Here is a 14,736-nt window from a genome sequence, read left to right as displayed (position 1 = left end):
GCGCGAGGAACCATGAGAATCCAGCGCGACGGAGCGTCTCGAAACGCCGTCCATCATGCGGATGGCCGCCGGAGGGCGACCCTGAGCGACGTAGGGTTGATTCTGGGATGGTCCGTGGGACGACCATTCCCGGACAGCCGCCTCGAAGGAGGTCCAGTTCAGTGACCAGCCAGGTCAGCAGCCCAGCGGAGCAGGCCGACGCGACCGTCGTGGGAGAGCAGCGCAAACCGGGCGGAGCGAAGGACGTGCGGCGCCTGGACCGGGTGATCATCCGGTTCGCGGGGGACTCGGGTGACGGCATGCAGCTCACCGGTGACCGCTTCACCTCGGAGACCGCGTCCTTCGGCAACGACCTCTCCACCCTCCCGAACTTCCCCGCCGAGATCCGCGCCCCCGCAGGCACCCTGCCCGGCGTCTCCTCCTTCCAGCTCCACTTCGCCGACCACGACATCCTCACCCCGGGCGACGCGCCGAACGTGCTGGTCGCGATGAACCCGGCCGCTCTGAAGGCCAACATCGGCGACCTGCCGCGCGGCGCCGAGATCATCGTCAACACGGACGAGTTCACCAAGCGCGCCCTGCAGAAGGTCGGCTACGCCGCCTCCCCGCTGGAGGACGGCTCGCTCGACGGCTACCACCTGCACCCGGTGCCGTTGACGACGCTCACGGTCGAGGCGCTCAAGGAGTTCGACCTCTCCCGCAAGGAGGCCGAGCGCAGCAAGAACATGTTCGCCCTGGGCCTGTTGTCCTGGATGTACCACCGGCCGACCGAGGGCACCGAGAAGTTCCTGAACAGCAAGTTCGCCAAGAAGCCGGAGATCGCGGCCGCGAACATCGCCGCCTTCCGGGCGGGCTGGAACTTCGGCGAGACGACCGAGGACTTCGCGGTCTCCTACGAGGTCGCCCCGGCCGCCAAGGCCTTCCCGGTCGGCACCTACCGCAACATCTCCGGGAACCTGGCCCTGGCCTACGGCCTGGTCGCCGCCTCCCAGCAGGCGGATCTGCCGCTGTTCCTGGGCTCGTACCCGATCACTCCGGCCTCGGACATCCTGCACGAGCTGAGCAAGCACAAGAACTTCGGTGTGCGGACGTTCCAGGCCGAGGACGAGATCGCGGGCATCGGCGCGGCGCTGGGCGCGGCCTTCGGCGGCTCGCTGGCGGTGACGACCACGTCCGGTCCCGGGGTCGCCCTCAAGAGCGAGACGATCGGTCTCGCGGTGTCGCTGGAACTGCCGCTGCTGGTGGTCGACATCCAGCGCGGCGGCCCGTCGACCGGCCTGCCGACCAAGACCGAGCAGGCGGACCTGCTGCAGGCGATGTACGGCCGCAACGGCGAGGCCCCGGTTCCGGTCGTCGCGCCGAAGACCCCCGCGGACTGCTTCGACGCGGCCCTGGAGGCGGCCCGGATCGCGCTCACCTACCGCACGCCGGTGATCCTGCTCTCCGACGGCTACCTCGCCAACGGCTCCGAGCCCTGGCGCATCCCGGACCTGGACGAGCTGCCCGACCTCCGGGTCCGGTTCGCCACCGGCCCGAACCACACCCTGGACGACGGCACCGAGGTGTTCTGGCCGTACAAGCGCGACCCCCAGACCCTCGCCCGGCCGTGGGCGATCCCGGGCACGCCGGGCCTGGAGCACCGCATCGGCGGCATCGAGAAGCAGGACGGCACGGGCAACATCTCCTACGACCCGGCCAACCACGACTTCATGGTCCGCATCCGCCAGTCCAAGATCGACGGCATCGACGTCCCCGACGTCGAGGTCGACGACCCGGACGAGGCGCGCACCCTGGTCCTCGGCTGGGGTTCCACCTACGGGCCCATCACGGCGGCGGTGCGAAGACTGCGCGCCGCCGGCGAGGCCGTCGCGCAGGCCCACCTGCGCCATCTCAACCCCTTCCCGCGCAACCTGGGCGAGGTGCTCGAGCGGTACGACAAGGTGGTGATCCCCGAGATGAATCTCGGGCAGCTCGCCACGCTGGTCCGGGCGAGGTACCTGGTCGACGCCCACTCGTACAACCAGGTCAACGGCATGCCGTTCAAGGCGGAACAGCTCGCCGCCGCGCTGAAGGAGGCCATCGATGACTGACGCCACCAACGGGCTGCTGCAGTTGGTCCCCAAGGCCGAGGCGAAGCAGTCGATGAAGGACTTCAAGTCCGACCAGGAGGTGCGCTGGTGCCCGGGCTGCGGTGACTACGCGATCCTGGCGGCGGTCCAGGGCTTCATGCCCGAGCTGGGGCTGGCGAGGGAGAACATCGTCTTCGTCTCCGGCATCGGCTGCTCCTCCCGCTTCCCGTACTACATGAACACCTACGGGATGCACTCCATCCACGGCCGCGCCCCCGCGATCGCCACCGGCCTCGCCTCCTCCCGCCGCGACCTGAGCGTGTGGGTGGTCACCGGTGACGGCGACGCCCTCTCCATCGGCGGCAACCACCTCATCCACGCCCTGCGCCGCAACGTCAACCTGAAGATCCTGCTCTTCAACAACCGGATCTACGGCCTGACCAAGGGCCAGTACAGCCCGACCTCCGAGATCGGCAAGATCACCAAGTCGACGCCGATGGGCTCCCTGGACGCGCCCTTCAACCCGGTCTCCCTGGCGATCGGCGCGGAGGCGTCCTTCGTCGCCCGGACCATCGACTCCGACCGCAAGCACCTCACCGAGGTGCTGCGCGCGGCCGCCGACCACCCGGGCACGGCGCTGATCGAGATCTACCAGAACTGCAACATCTTCAACGACGGCGCCTTCGACGCACTGAAGGACCGGCAGCGGGCCGAGGAGGCGCTGATCCGCCTCGAGCACGGACAGCAGATCCGCTTCGGGGCCGACGGGTCGCGCGGTGTCGTACGCGACCGGCACACCGGCGATCTGAAGGTGGTGACGGTGACCGCGGAGAACGAGGCGGACGTCCTGGTGCACGACGCGCGCTCCGCGTCGCCCACCACCGCCTTCGCCCTCTCCCGGCTCGCCGACCCGGACACCCTGCACCACACCCCGATCGGCGTGTTCCGCTCGGTCGAGCGGCCGGTCTACGACACCGAGATGACCGACCAGCTCGACTCGGCCATCGAACAGCACGGCAAGGGCGACCTGGCCGCCCTGCTGGCCGGCGGGGACACCTGGACGGTCGTCGGCTGACGAGCGGCCCGCTCACCGACTAGGAGGCCCGGGACCTGAGTTCCCGGGCCTCGTCGTATGCCAGCCGGGCCTGCTCCACGTCGTCCATGCGCTCGTGCGTCCACCGGGCGAGGGACCGCACCTGCCGCGCCGCCTCCTGTCCGAGGCCGGTGAGCGAGTAGTCCACGCGGGGCGGGATCACCGGCTTGGCGTCCCGGTGGACCAGTCCGTCGCGCTCCAGGGTCTGCAGGGTCTGGGTCAGCATCTTCTCGCTGACCCCCCGGCCGCCGTACCGGCCGATGGCCCGGCGCAGCTCGCTGAAGCGGTACGGCCGCTCCAGCAGCTCGATCAGCACGAGGACGCCCCAGCGGCTGGTGAGGTGCTCCAGGACGAGGCGGTACGGGCACTGGGCCTCGGCCTCCGCGGTGGTAACCCGGTCACTTACTGCCATGCCAGTACCTTACTTCAAAGTGGGTACTTTCGCTTGGTTAGCGCCTCTCCTAAGGTTAGTGACAGACATACGGAGTCACCGACGGACACACCACAGGGAGACCGCGCATCATGAGCATCGTCGTCACCGGAGCCACCGGACACCTCGGCCGCCACGTCGTGGAGCAGTTGCTGGAGAAGGTCCCTGCCGGAGAGATCACCGCCGTCGTGCGCGACGAGGCGAAGGCCGCCGGCCTCGCCGCCGGCGGGGTCCGGCTCGCCGTGGCCGACTACAACGCACCCGAGACCTTCGACGGCCTGTTCCAGGCCGGCGACAAGGTCCTGCTGATCTCCGGCAACGAGTTCGACAAGGGCCGGGTCCAGCAGCACCAGGTCGTCGTCGACGCCGCCAAGGCGGCCGGCGTCGCGCTGCTGGCGTACACCAGCGCCCCGGCCAGCCTCACGGCCGCGCTCGCCGACGACCACCGCGCCACCGAGAAGGCACTGCTCGCCTCCGGACTGCCCTACAGCCTGCTGCGCAACGGCTGGTACCACGAGAACTACACCGAGAACCTCGCCCCGGTGCTGGAGCACGGCGCGGTCGTCCAGGCCGCCGGCGACGGCCGGGTCTCCTCGGCCTCCCGCGCCGACTACGCGGCCGCCGCGGTCGCGGTGCTGACCGGCGAGGGCCACGAGAACTCGGCGTACGAGCTGGGCGGCGACGAGGCGTGGAGCTTCGCCGATTACGCGGCCGAGCTGAGCCGGCGGACCGGCCGGGAGATCGCCTACACCCCGGTCCCGGTCGAGACGCTCGAGTCCATCCTGGCCGGCGCCGGGCTGCCCGAGCCGCTGGCCGCGGTGCTGGCCGGTGTGGACGCCTCGATCGAGAAGGGCGAACTGGTCGTCTCCACCGGCGATCTCTCCCGCCTGACGGGTCGTCCGACCACCCCGCTCGCCGAGGCCGTCGCCGCCGCGCTCAAGGGCTGAACCCGCCCGGGGGACCCCGTGCGTGACCGGCCCACCCGTCTGTCATGACCGTATGGCGATACGGACATGACAGACGGGGCCGCTCGGCGCTACCTTCTTCCTCGCACACGTGGCTGAGGCGAGAAGGAGGGGCCCATGGCCGGGAAGTCCAGAGGAGAGCACCGGACAGGCCTGGTGAACGGTTTCGCCGCGTACGGGATGTGGGGCCTGGTCCCGCTGTTCTGGCCGCTGCTGAAGCCCGCCGGAGCCATGGAGATCCTGGCCCACCGCATGGTGTGGTCCCTCGCCTTCGTCGCCGTCGCCCTGCTCGTCGTGCGCCGCTGGGCCTGGGCCGGGGAGCTGCTGCGGCAGCCGCGGCGGCTGGCGCTCGTCGTGGTGGCCGCCGCCGTCATCACCGTGAACTGGGGCGTCTACATATGGGCCGTGAACTCCGGCCATGTGGTCGAGACCTCCCTCGGGTACTTCATCAACCCGCTGGTGACCATCGCGATGGGCGTGCTGCTCCTCAAGGAGCGGCTGCGGCGCGCGCAGTGGGCCGCGGTCGGGGTCGGCTTCGCCGCCGTCGTCGTCCTGACCGTCGGCTACGGCCGTCCGCCGTGGATCTCGCTCTGCCTGGCGTTCTCGTTCGCCACCTACGGGCTGGTGAAGAAGAAGGTCGCCCTCGGCGGCGTCGAGTCGCTGGCCGCCGAGACCGCGGTCCAGTTCGTGCCCGCGCTCGGCTATCTGATCTGGCTCGGCGCGCACGGCGGCTCCACCTTCACCACCGGCGGCGCCGGGCACTCCCTGCTGCTCGCCTCGACCGGCGTCGTCACCGCGCTGCCGCTGGTCTGCTTCGGCGCGGCGGCGATCCGGGTGCCCCTGTCCACGCTGGGACTGCTGCAGTACCTGGCCCCGGTCTTCCAGTTCCTGCTCGGCATCCTCTACTTCCACGAGGCGATGCCACCGGAGCGCTGGGCCGGATTCGCCCTGGTGTGGCTGGCACTGGGCCTGCTCACCTGGGACGCCCTGCGCGCCGCCACGAGGCCCCGGGTGGTCGCCGTGTCGCCGCTCGTCGAGGCCGCCGACCCCGCTCAGGTGGACGTCCGCCGAGTCGGCTGAGCCGATCGCCGGTGCGGGTCCGTGCGGGCCGCTATAAGTGGTGAGCATGTCCACAAACACGCCCGCATCCGCATCCGCTCCGGCCCCGCTGCACTGGAAGCTCGTCATCGACGCGGCGGACCCCCACACCCAGGCGGACTTCTGGGCCGCCGCGCTGCACTACGAGGCAGAGGACAACAGCGCGCTCGTCGAACGGCTGCTGTCCTTCGGCGCGCTGCCCGGCCAGGCCACCGTCGAGTACCACGGCCGGCCCGCCTTCCGGGACCTGATCGCCGTACGGCACCCCGACGACCCCTACGACCCGGACACCGGCACCGGGCTGGGCCGGCGGCTGCTCTTCCAGCGCGTCCCGGAGAGGAAGACGGTCAAGAACCGGCTGCACATCGACGTGCACGCCGGTGACGGGCGCCGCGCGGACGAGGTGGCGCGGCTGCGGGCCCTGGGCGCGCGGGTGCTGCGCGAGGTGAAGGAGCCCGGCGGCGAGTGGGTGCTGATGGCCGACCCGGAGGACAACGAGTTCTGCGTCGTGTAGCCGTCGGCGGTCCGGGGGGGGCACCGGCTGACTATGCCCGCGCCGCCCCGGCCGCGCGGCCGGTCAGGCGGACCATGCGCGAGCGTGCCATCTCCAGGGGCTCCGGGTCGCCGGCAGCGGGTCCGGGCTCCGTGGTGAGGTCCGTCCACAGGCCGATGAGGTCGCGGCCCAGCCGCAGCCCCTCCTGGGGGTCGCGCACGGCGCGCCAGGCGGTGGCCGCGCTGCGCACGTTGCCGTAGGCCGCCTCCGCGTCGCACGCCTGCCGGCGCAGCCGGGCGAGGTCCAGGGAGAGGTGGAAGGAGCGCACCGGGTCGCCCGCCAGATAGGCGATGTAGGCGGTCAGTTCGCCCAGGTGCAGCACCTCGGGGTGGCGGGGGCCCAGTACCGCGGAGGCCTCGGCGACCGTGCGGTCGGCGAGCTCCGCCGCCGCCTCGATACGGCCGTCCCGTACCGCCTCGTTGATCCGCGCCATCGGCGCGGTGAGCAGTTCGGCGCCCTCCGCGGTCTCGGTCACGGGCGTGTCCCCGAGCACCTCTTCGGCCACGGCGTCGAAGCCGCGGGCGGGGGTGGGAGTGAGGGACGAGGCAGGGGCCGGCTCGGGGTCGTGCAGGGGCGCGTCCGGGATGGACGCGGGTGCCGCGGGGATCGCGTGGACGGGCTGTGAGGCCGCCGGCTCGGGGTGCGGTGCGGGTGCGACGGACGGGCCCTCGGGGCGCTGCGAAGGTACCGGGGCGACCGGCTCGGGGCCCTGCGCGGGCGCGGGCGGCATGATCCGGGGCCCGTACGCGGGAACGCGAGCCGGCGGACGGGTTCCGGCGGCGGTCCGCGCCCCGGGTACGCCGCCCATGACCGGCGGCGGCCCGAACTGCCCCTGAGACGCCCGCGCCGGACCGTAGCCCACCGCGACCGGATCGGACGCCACCGGACCCGGTGCGTCGGTGCCGGACCCCGCAGCGACCCGCACCGGGTCCCCCGCCACCCGGCTGGAGCCGTCCGCCGAGACCTCCAGGGGGACCACGCAGCCGGCGCGGTCGTCGTGGATCGTGGCGCGTATCGGGGTGCCCAGGCTGATGGCGAGGCGCTGGAGGTGGTTCAGCACGGCTTGCTGGATCTCCTCGCCCGGCTCCGCGACGACCGCGGTCCCGCCCACCGAGGCACTGCCCGTGCCGGACACCCGGACGGCCACCGCCGCGGGGTGTGCCACGGGCTGCTGTGCCCGCTTCTTCTCGAAGCTCAGTCGAGACATCGGTTCCCTCACTCCCCCGGCGCCACGATCCGGTCCGTACGCGTCCTGCCGACCAGTGTGTCCGTTCAGCCCGGATCCCGCGTCACCGCGACGTCACAGCCTCGCACCAGCCGCAGCCCGGAGTCTCGGAGCCGGCCCTTGAAACAGAGTGCTTGCGTGTGCATAAAATGCACACGCCCTTATTCGCGGTCCGACATCAACCACTACGGGGGACCCATGAGCCGCCGCTTCCTCTTCGTCCTGGGCAGTGCCCGACCCGACGGCAACACCGAGCTGCTGGCCCGTACGGCCGCCGAACAGCTCCCCGGTGACGTCGAGCAGCACTGGATCCGTCTCATCGACCAGCCGCTGCCCGACTTCACGGACCTGCGGCACGACACCGACCACGTACGGCCGGCCGGGGAGACCCCGGCCGGTCTGCTGCTGGACGCCACCCTCGCGGCCACGGACCTGGTGATCGCCTCCCCGCTGTACTGGTACTCGGTCTCCGGCCACACCAAGCGGTACCTGGACCACTGGTCGGCCTGGCTGCGCATTCCGGGCATCGACTTCAAGGCGACGATGGCCGGGCGCACCCTGTGGGGCGTCTCGGCCCGGGCGGACCGGGAGCCGTCGGTCGCCGACCCGCTCGTCGGCACGCTCAACAACTCGGCCGCCTACCTGGGGATGCGCTTCGGCGGTGTGCTGCTCGGCAGCGGCAGCGCGCCCGGGGACGTGGCCAGGGACACCGCCGCGCTCACGCGCGCGAAGACGTTCTTCGCGCGGGAAGCGCCCCTCGCCCGCTTCCCGTACCAGGAGGCCTGAGCCGACCTGGTGCCGCGACCGGAAAGGTTCACCGGCTCGCCTTTCCGGCCACAGCACTAGACGCCGATGTCCTTCGTCGTGAACCGCGCCCAGGCCGCCGAGCCGAACACGGCCGCGTACAGCGCCTGGAGACCGAGGTTCTTCACCAGGTCGTCCCAGTAGACGGGGTCGCGCATCAGGTCGGCGAAGGACAGCCAGTAGTGCGAGAAGAAGTACGGCCGCAGCGCGTGCAACTGGGGGATCTGGTCCAGGATCTGGACGGTGATGAGCAGGCCCACGGTGGTCGCCATCGCCGCGATACCGCTGTTGGTCAGGGTGGACACGAACAGGCCGAGCGCCGCGATGCCGACCAGTGAGGCGGCGACGACCAGCGCGATCAGCAGCGCCCGGCCGAGGCCCTCGGCGAAGGTGATGCTCGTGCCGGAGATGGTCGTGAGGTCTCCGAGCGGGAACAGCAGCGCGCCGACGGTCAGCGCGGACACGGCCACGACCAGGGTGGCCAGCAGACAGAAGGCCATGACCGTCGCGTACTTGGTGAGCAGCAGGCGGGTGCGGCCGGCCGGGGCGACCAGCAGATAGCGCAGGGTGCCGGCACCGGCCTCGCCGGCGATCGAGTCGCCCGCGACGACACCGACCGCCATCGGCAGGAAGAACGGCAGGGTCGCGGCCAGCGCCGTGAACACCAGGAACAGGCCGTTGTTGGTGATCTGGGCCATGAACGCCGGCCCCTCGCCGCCGCCGTCCGCCCTCGGACCGCCCCGCGTCTCGATCCGCACCGCGATCCCGACCAGCACCGGCACCGCAGCCAGCACCGCGAGCAGCGCGAGCGTGCGCCAGCGGCGCAGGGTGGTGACCAGCTCGCTGCGCAGAAGTCCGAAGGTCCACAGCGGACTCGGCCGGCGCCCGGCCGGCGCCCTGAGTGCCTCAGCCCGCGACATCGAAGCCCTCCCCGGTCAGTGCCACGAACGCGTCCTCGAGCGAGGCCCGTTCGAGGGTGAAGCCCCGCACCCGGACGCCCGCCGCGACCAGGGCCGCGTTCAGCTCCGCGAGGTCCCGCTCGGGCGGCTCGCCGGTCACCCGGTCGCCGTCGGCGACGACGTCCGCGACGCCCTGCTCCTTCAGCACCCGGGCCGCCTCGGCGGGATCCGGCGTGCTCACCGCCAGCCGGCCGCGCGCCCCGGCGGCCAGGTCGGCGACCGAGCCCTGGGTGATCAGGCGGCCCTGCGCCATCACCGCCGCGTGCGTGCACACCTGCTCGATCTCGTCGAGGAGGTGGGAGGACAGGAACACGGTCGTGCCGTCGGACGCCAGTTCCTTCACCAGGGCGCGGATCTCCCGCATGCCCTGCGGGTCGAGTCCGTTGGTGGGCTCGTCCAGTACGAGCAGTCCGCGCGGCTGGAGCAGGGCGGCGGCCAGGCCCAGGCGCTGCTTCATGCCGAGCGAGTACGCCCTCGCCCTCTTGCCCGCCGCGGCCGTCAGGCCCACCCGGTCCAGGGCGGCCGCGACGCGGGCGCGCCGGGTGCGCGGATCGGCCGTCGGGTCGGCGGCGTCGTAGCGCAGCAGGTTGTCCCGGCCGGACAGGAAGCCGTACAGGGCCGGGCCCTCGATCAGCGCGCCGACCCGCGGCAGGACGGCGCGGGCGGACCGGGGCATGGGCCGGCCCAGGACGCGGGCAGTGCCCGAGGTCGGCTCGATCAGGCCCATCAGCATGCGGATGGTGGTGGTCTTGCCGGAGCCGTTCGGGCCGAGGAAGCCGAAGACGCTGCCCACCGGGACGGTCAGGTCGAGACCGTCGACGGCGAGCTGTCCGCCGCGGTAGCGCTTGGTGAGGCCGCGCGTGGCGATGACGTGCTGCCGCGCGTCCCCCGGGTCACGCTCCGTGGCGGACGGTTCGTCCATCGGCTCCCCCTCGGTTCCCCGTGCCCGCTCCTGCCCCGTCCACTGCCCGGGGAGGACTACTTCCCCGCGTTCGCCGCCTTCACCAGCGCGTCCTTGGTCACCGCGCCGGCGTACACCTTGCCGTCGTCGGTGATCAGGGCGTTGACCAGGCGGGTGGAGAACACCGTGCCCTTGCCGAACTTGCCGGAGACCTGGTCGCCGAGCGAGCCGAGGAAGCCGCCGAGCGCACCGCCCTGGTCGCCGGACGGCACGCCGCCCTTGCTGCCGGTGTCGAAGCCGGCGACCGACGTCCAGCCCTTGCCGAGCACAGTGGCCCCGCTGAGGCCCTTGGCGAGGTCCTCACCGCCCTTGGGTGCGTGCTCCGGCGCCTTGCCCTTGCCGCCCTCCTTCTCCTCGGTGACCTTCGCGCCCTTGGGCGGGGTGAAGTCGAAGGTGGAGGTGGCCGGCCTGGCGAAGGAGACCTGGGTGAAGCCCGCGTCGAGCACGGCGGCGCCGCCGCTCCTCGGGGTGAGCGTGAACTTCAGCGGCATGCCCGTCTTCGCGTCCACGGCGATGCTGATGGCGCCGACCGTGGTGCCGGACTGCCTGGGCTTGATCAGCAGCTTGTAGGCGTCGCGTCCGGCGACCTGCGCGGTGCCGTCGACGGTCACGGACGTGGTGTCGTCGACCGCCTTCAGGGCCTCGTCGGCGAAGTCCTTCGGCGTGGCCGGCGGCTGCTCCGCCCGATGCCGGCCGGCGGAGCCGGCGGTGGCGGAGTGGTGGACCTCGTTGCTCTTGCTGTCGTAGCCCCAGACGTCCTTGCCGTCGTGGATGAGGCTGTATTCGGAGCCGCTCTCCAGCAGCGACAGCTTCTGCCGGTCCGGGCCGTCGGTGGCCACGCGCAGGGTGTGCGTGCCGGAGACCAGCTCGGTGAGCTTGGACCGCGGGTCCGCGGAGGACCCGTCGCCGCCCCCGGTCGCCCCGGAGGCAAGTCCGCTCTCCAGGCCGCCGAGGTCCGGCAGGCCGAGGTCGGTGCTGACCTTCACGGTGCCGGACAGCTGCTGCACGTCCGACTTGGCGATCTTGTCGATGAGCTGCTGTGCGGTGATCTTCGGCAGATCGGGGTCACCGGAGTCGGCGAGCGCCGGGACCAGCCCGATCGTGGCCGCTGCGACCCCCACCACCGCGACCGGGACCACGTACCGGGCCGCCTTGCGGCGTCCGGTGGGCAGGTCCTCGTCACGCGCGGCGCCCGTTGCGTCGTCGGATTCGTACGGTGCCATCTGTGCCTTACCTCCGTCGTCGGCGGCGGCTGTCCCCACACTGGTCCACCTGAGCCGCCATTCTCACCCGAATCGGTGAGGAGTGGTGATTTCCGTGGTTTCCATATGACCAAATCGGCCGTGAGGAGGCGTCAGACCGTGGCACCAACTCCGTGTACGCCTGGGGTATGACACCCGAGGGCGGTGCCTCCCCCGACCCGTAGGGGTCGTGCGGGAGACACCGCCCTCGGTCGGCGGAGGGTGGGCTCAGCCGGCCCGGTGCACCACCGCGTCGCACAGTTCGAGCAGCGCCGCCTTGGAGTCGCACTCCGGCAGCGGGGCCAGCGCGGCGCGCGCCTCCTCGGCGTAGCGGACGGTGTCGCGGCGGGCCTGCTCCAGCGCGGGGTGCGCGCGGAGCGCGGTCAGCGCCTCCTCGAGCCGGGCGTCGTCGCCGAGGTCGGAGTCGAGCAGCTCGCACAGGGCGATGTCCTCGGGCAGCCCCAGGCGGGCCGCGCGCTCGCGCAGCCGGAGCACGGGCAGCGTCGGGATGCCCTCGCGCAGGTCGGTCCCCGGGGTCTTGCCGGACTCGTGCGAGTCGGAGGCGATGTCCAGGACGTCGTCCGCGAGCTGGAAGGCGACCCCGAGCCGCTCGCCGTACTGGGTGAGCACGTCGACGACCGTCTCGTCGGCGCCGGACATCATCGCGCCGAACCGGCAGGACACCGCCACCAGGGAGCCGGTCTTGCCGCCCAGTACGTCCAGGTAGTGCTCGACCGGGTCACGGCCGTCCGAGGGGCCCGCGGTCTCCAGGATCTGCCCGGTGACCAGCCGCTCGAACGCGAGGGCCTGGACCCGGACCGCCTCGGGGCCGAGGTCGGCGAGGATCTGGGAGGCGCGGGCGAAGAGGAAGTCGCCGGTGAGGACCGCGACGGAGTTGCCCCAGCGCGTGTTGGCGCTGTCCACCCCGCGCCGCACGGACGCCTCGTCCATGACGTCGTCGTGGTACAGCGTGGCCAGGTGGGTCAGCTCCACGACCACGGCCGACGGCACGATGCCGGGCGCGTACGGGTCCCCGAACTGTGCCGCGAGCATCACGAGGAGCGGCCGGAACCGCTTCCCACCGGCCCGTACGAGGTGCTGCGCGGCCTCCGTGATGAACGGGACCTCGCTCTTGGTGGCCTCGAGCAAGCCTTCCTCGACAGCCGTCAATCCGGCCTGGACATCGGCTTCCAGAGCCTGGTCCCGCACGCTCAGCCCGAACGGCCCGACGACGGTCACGAGGGGTCTCCTGTCTGCTGGTGTCTGCTGGCGATTACACGGTTTGTCGATAGGTCGCTGCCCTCACTCAAGTCAGCGTATCCGGTCCTGTTTCGATCACCGAGGGCGCCCACCGGTCCGGCACGGACGGCATCGGACCACGGTCGGCACACCGCCGACCACCCGATAATACGGACATTAAGCGCCTTAATGCGCCTTTTATGACACGCAGCAAATCGGCCACGCGTCATCCCGCGGGGCACTCCGCCCTCGATTCACCGCCGCCACCAAATCCCCCATGTCTGATTTGGAATGGTTTGCTATTTCGTGAATTGGGTCACGCGCCCCGATCGGGCCCTCAGCCCCGGCCACCACCCGCTTCTCCTTGCCCCGTCGGCCAGTTGAGCGTTGGCAGTCGCAAAGGATCAAGCGCCCAAAACGGAACAGAACAAGGTCAACTCGGCCTTTACGTGAATCCGACACTTGTTCCGGACATGTGCTGTCGCATACGTTCCCGGCCAGTCGAGCGGAACGCCGAATCCTGCCGCCGCCCGACCTCACCCATCGACGAACTCATTCGTACGGCAGGAGCGGGGGACCCAGGTAAGTTCGCCGGACCGGACGACACGTGTCGTCACCGGAACGGCAAGGGGTTAAGTCGTGCCGCCTCGGGGGCGGCACGGCCGGGCACCTCCCCGCCCGAACCCGACAGCTCACCTCGCAGGCGACGGAGAGGAACTCAGCCATGCCCGCTCAGCCCCGCCGCGTCCGCACCAGCCGCCTCGTCCGCAAGCTCGCCGTGCTCGGTACCGGCGCCGCCGTGCTCGCCCTTCCGGTCGTCGGCGCGACCAACGCCTCCGCGGCCGACTCCGCCGGCTCGACCGGCACCACCCTCGCCGGGTACCCGAACAACCTCGACGGCTGGATCCGCGAGTCCCTCGCGATCATGGCGGAGAAGCACATCCCGGGCACCTACAACGGCATCCACCGCAACATCATCCGTGAGTCCTCGGGCAACCCGCGCGCCATCAACCTGTGGGACTCCAACGCCGCCAAGGGCATCCCGTCCAAGGGCCTGCTCCAGGTGATCGACCCGACCTTCAACACCTACCACGTGGCCGGAACGGCGTTCGACCCCTACGACCCGGTCGCGAACATCACCGCCGCCTGCAACTACGCGGCCGCTCGCTACGGGTCGATCGACAACGTCTTCGGCGCCTACTGACCGGCATTCGCGGCGGAGCACCACCGAGTTCCCGGTCAGCAGGCCGGGAACAGTCCTTCGAGGACGACGGCGACGCCGTCGTCCTCGTTCGACGTCGTGACCTCGTCCGCGACCGCCTTGAGTTCGGGGTGGGCGTTGGCCATGGCGACACCGCGGCCCGCCCAGTCGAACATGGGGATGTCATTGGGCATGTCGCCGAAGGCCAGGGCCTGTTCGGCGGCGATCCCCAGACGATCGGCGGCCAGCGCAAGCCCGGTCGCCTTGGTGACCCCGCACGGCTGGAGTTCCACCGTGCCCGGCCCCGACATGGTGACCGTGGCCAGCGAGCCCACCGCCGCGCGCGCGGTCGCCGCCAACTCGTCGTCCGACAGCGCGTGATGGCGCAGCAGCACCTTGCTGATGGGCTCGCGCCACAGGTCGTCGCGCCGGCCGACCCGCACCGCGGGCAGGGTCGGGTGGGGCATCAGATACCCGGGTTCGATCAGCGTGAGCCCGTCCACGCCGTCCTGGTCGACGGCCGCGAAGACCTGCCCCGCCTCGGCCTCGATCTTGCCGAGCGCGGTCTCCGCCAGTTCCCGGTCCAGCCGCACCGACCACAGCAGACGGCCGGTGCCGGCGTCGTAGACCTGCGCTCCCTGCCCGCACACCGCGAGCCCCGTGCAGCCGAGGGCGGCCAGGAGCGGCCGCACGCGGGGGGCCGGTCGGCCTGTCACCACCAGGTGCCGGGCACCGGCCCGCGCCACCCGGTCCAGCGCGGCGAGCGACCGGTCGGAGACGGTGTCGTCGCCGCGCAGCAGCGTCCCGTCCAGGTCGGTGGCGATCAGTGCGTATGCGGGAGGTGCGGCCATGATCAGAGAATACGGACCGCACGCCCCGCCGACTCACCCGGTTCTTC

Annotated in this window: 14 protein-coding genes and 1 riboswitch; of the genes, 7 read left to right on the top strand and 7 right to left on the bottom strand. The window is 71.6% G+C overall.

What is annotated here, in order from left to right; genetic code table 11:
- Positions 1-161: 161 nt before the first annotated feature.
- Positions 162-2,090: a 2-oxoacid:acceptor oxidoreductase subunit alpha gene (locus tag ACFVVO_RS00755; RefSeq protein ID WP_390050832.1), complete on the top strand. Its 1,929-nt coding sequence runs from the start codon at positions 162-164 to the stop codon at positions 2,088-2,090.
- Positions 2,083-3,144 (top strand): 2-oxoacid:ferredoxin oxidoreductase subunit beta, encoded by a 1,062-nt coding sequence (locus ACFVVO_RS00750; protein WP_390050831.1) that lies wholly within the window; start codon positions 2,083-2,085, stop codon positions 3,142-3,144. Before ACFVVO_RS00755 ends, ACFVVO_RS00750 begins: the two co-directional genes overlap by 8 nt.
- Before the next feature lie 19 nt (positions 3,145-3,163).
- Here the strand turns inward: ACFVVO_RS00750 and ACFVVO_RS00745 are convergent, their stop codons facing one another.
- On the bottom strand, positions 3,164-3,574 hold the full coding sequence (locus ACFVVO_RS00745) for a winged helix-turn-helix transcriptional regulator (RefSeq protein WP_390050830.1): 411 nt from the start codon (positions 3,572-3,574) through the stop codon (positions 3,164-3,166).
- Between the two features lie 110 nt (positions 3,575-3,684).
- On the opposite strand from ACFVVO_RS00745, the gene ACFVVO_RS00740 reads away from it, so the two are divergent.
- The 3 genes from ACFVVO_RS00740 to ACFVVO_RS00730 all read left to right on the top strand — a co-directional run bounded on the left by ACFVVO_RS00740 (position 3,685) and on the right by ACFVVO_RS00730 (position 6,169).
- Entirely contained in the window at positions 3,685-4,539 is an 855-nt protein-coding gene (locus tag ACFVVO_RS00740) for an SDR family oxidoreductase (RefSeq protein ID WP_390050829.1), read from the top strand.
- A 135-nt stretch (positions 4,540-4,674) separates the two neighbouring features.
- On the top strand, positions 4,675-5,637 hold the full coding sequence (rarD, locus tag ACFVVO_RS00735) for an EamA family transporter RarD (protein ID WP_390050828.1): 963 nt from the start codon (positions 4,675-4,677) through the stop codon (positions 5,635-5,637).
- Positions 5,638-5,683: 46 nt separating this feature from the next.
- Positions 5,684-6,169: a VOC family protein gene (locus tag ACFVVO_RS00730; RefSeq protein ID WP_390050827.1), complete on the top strand. Its 486-nt coding sequence runs from the start codon at positions 5,684-5,686 to the stop codon at positions 6,167-6,169.
- Positions 6,170-6,200: 31 nt separating this feature from the next.
- On the opposite strand, the gene ACFVVO_RS00725 is transcribed toward ACFVVO_RS00730, so the two are convergent.
- Positions 6,201-7,415: a hypothetical protein gene (locus ACFVVO_RS00725; protein ID WP_390050826.1), complete on the bottom strand. Its 1,215-nt coding sequence runs from the start codon at positions 7,413-7,415 to the stop codon at positions 6,201-6,203.
- A 216-nt stretch (positions 7,416-7,631) separates the two neighbouring features.
- On the opposite strand from ACFVVO_RS00725, the gene ACFVVO_RS00720 reads away from it, so the two are divergent.
- Positions 7,632-8,219, top strand: coding sequence for a flavodoxin family protein (locus ACFVVO_RS00720; protein WP_390050825.1), 588 nt, complete (start codon positions 7,632-7,634; stop codon positions 8,217-8,219).
- A gap of 56 nt (positions 8,220-8,275) precedes the next feature.
- Here ACFVVO_RS00720 and ACFVVO_RS00715 read toward each other — a convergent pair whose 3' ends face one another.
- The 4 genes from ACFVVO_RS00715 to ACFVVO_RS00700 all read right to left on the bottom strand — a co-directional run bounded on the left by ACFVVO_RS00715 (position 8,276) and on the right by ACFVVO_RS00700 (position 12,637).
- Entirely contained in the window at positions 8,276-9,157 is an 882-nt protein-coding gene (locus tag ACFVVO_RS00715) for an ABC transporter permease (RefSeq protein ID WP_390050824.1), read from the bottom strand.
- The gene (locus ACFVVO_RS00710) at positions 9,144-10,118 is read right to left on the bottom strand and encodes an ABC transporter ATP-binding protein (protein ID WP_390050823.1); all 975 of its coding nucleotides are present in this window, start codon (positions 10,116-10,118) and stop codon (positions 9,144-9,146) included. Before ACFVVO_RS00710 ends, ACFVVO_RS00715 begins: the two co-directional genes overlap by 14 nt.
- A gap of 56 nt (positions 10,119-10,174) precedes the next feature.
- Positions 10,175-11,380, bottom strand: coding sequence for an outer membrane lipoprotein carrier protein LolA (locus ACFVVO_RS00705; RefSeq protein ID WP_390050822.1), 1,206 nt, complete (start codon positions 11,378-11,380; stop codon positions 10,175-10,177).
- Positions 11,381-11,626: 246 nt separating this feature from the next.
- Positions 11,627-12,637: a polyprenyl synthetase family protein gene (locus ACFVVO_RS00700; protein ID WP_390050821.1), complete on the bottom strand. Its 1,011-nt coding sequence runs from the start codon at positions 12,635-12,637 to the stop codon at positions 11,627-11,629.
- A 534-nt stretch (positions 12,638-13,171) separates the two neighbouring features.
- A riboswitch (cyclic di-AMP (ydaO/yuaA leader) is annotated at positions 13,172-13,356 on the top strand.
- 5 nt (positions 13,357-13,361) lie between these two features.
- Here ACFVVO_RS00700 and ACFVVO_RS00695 point away from each other — a divergent pair.
- Entirely contained in the window at positions 13,362-13,841 is a 480-nt protein-coding gene (locus ACFVVO_RS00695) for a transglycosylase SLT domain-containing protein (protein ID WP_390050820.1), read from the top strand.
- A 35-nt stretch (positions 13,842-13,876) separates the two neighbouring features.
- Here the strand turns inward: ACFVVO_RS00695 and ACFVVO_RS00690 are convergent, their stop codons facing one another.
- Positions 13,877-14,689: an HAD family hydrolase gene (locus tag ACFVVO_RS00690; protein ID WP_390050819.1), complete on the bottom strand. Its 813-nt coding sequence runs from the start codon at positions 14,687-14,689 to the stop codon at positions 13,877-13,879.
- Between the last annotated feature and the right edge of the window lie 47 nt (positions 14,690-14,736).

Source organism: Streptomyces sp. NPDC058145, from assembly GCF_042884245.1.
Taxonomy (GTDB): domain Bacteria; phylum Actinomycetota; class Actinomycetes; order Streptomycetales; family Streptomycetaceae; genus Streptomyces.
This window is presented reverse-complemented; position numbering and strand designations above follow the sequence as displayed.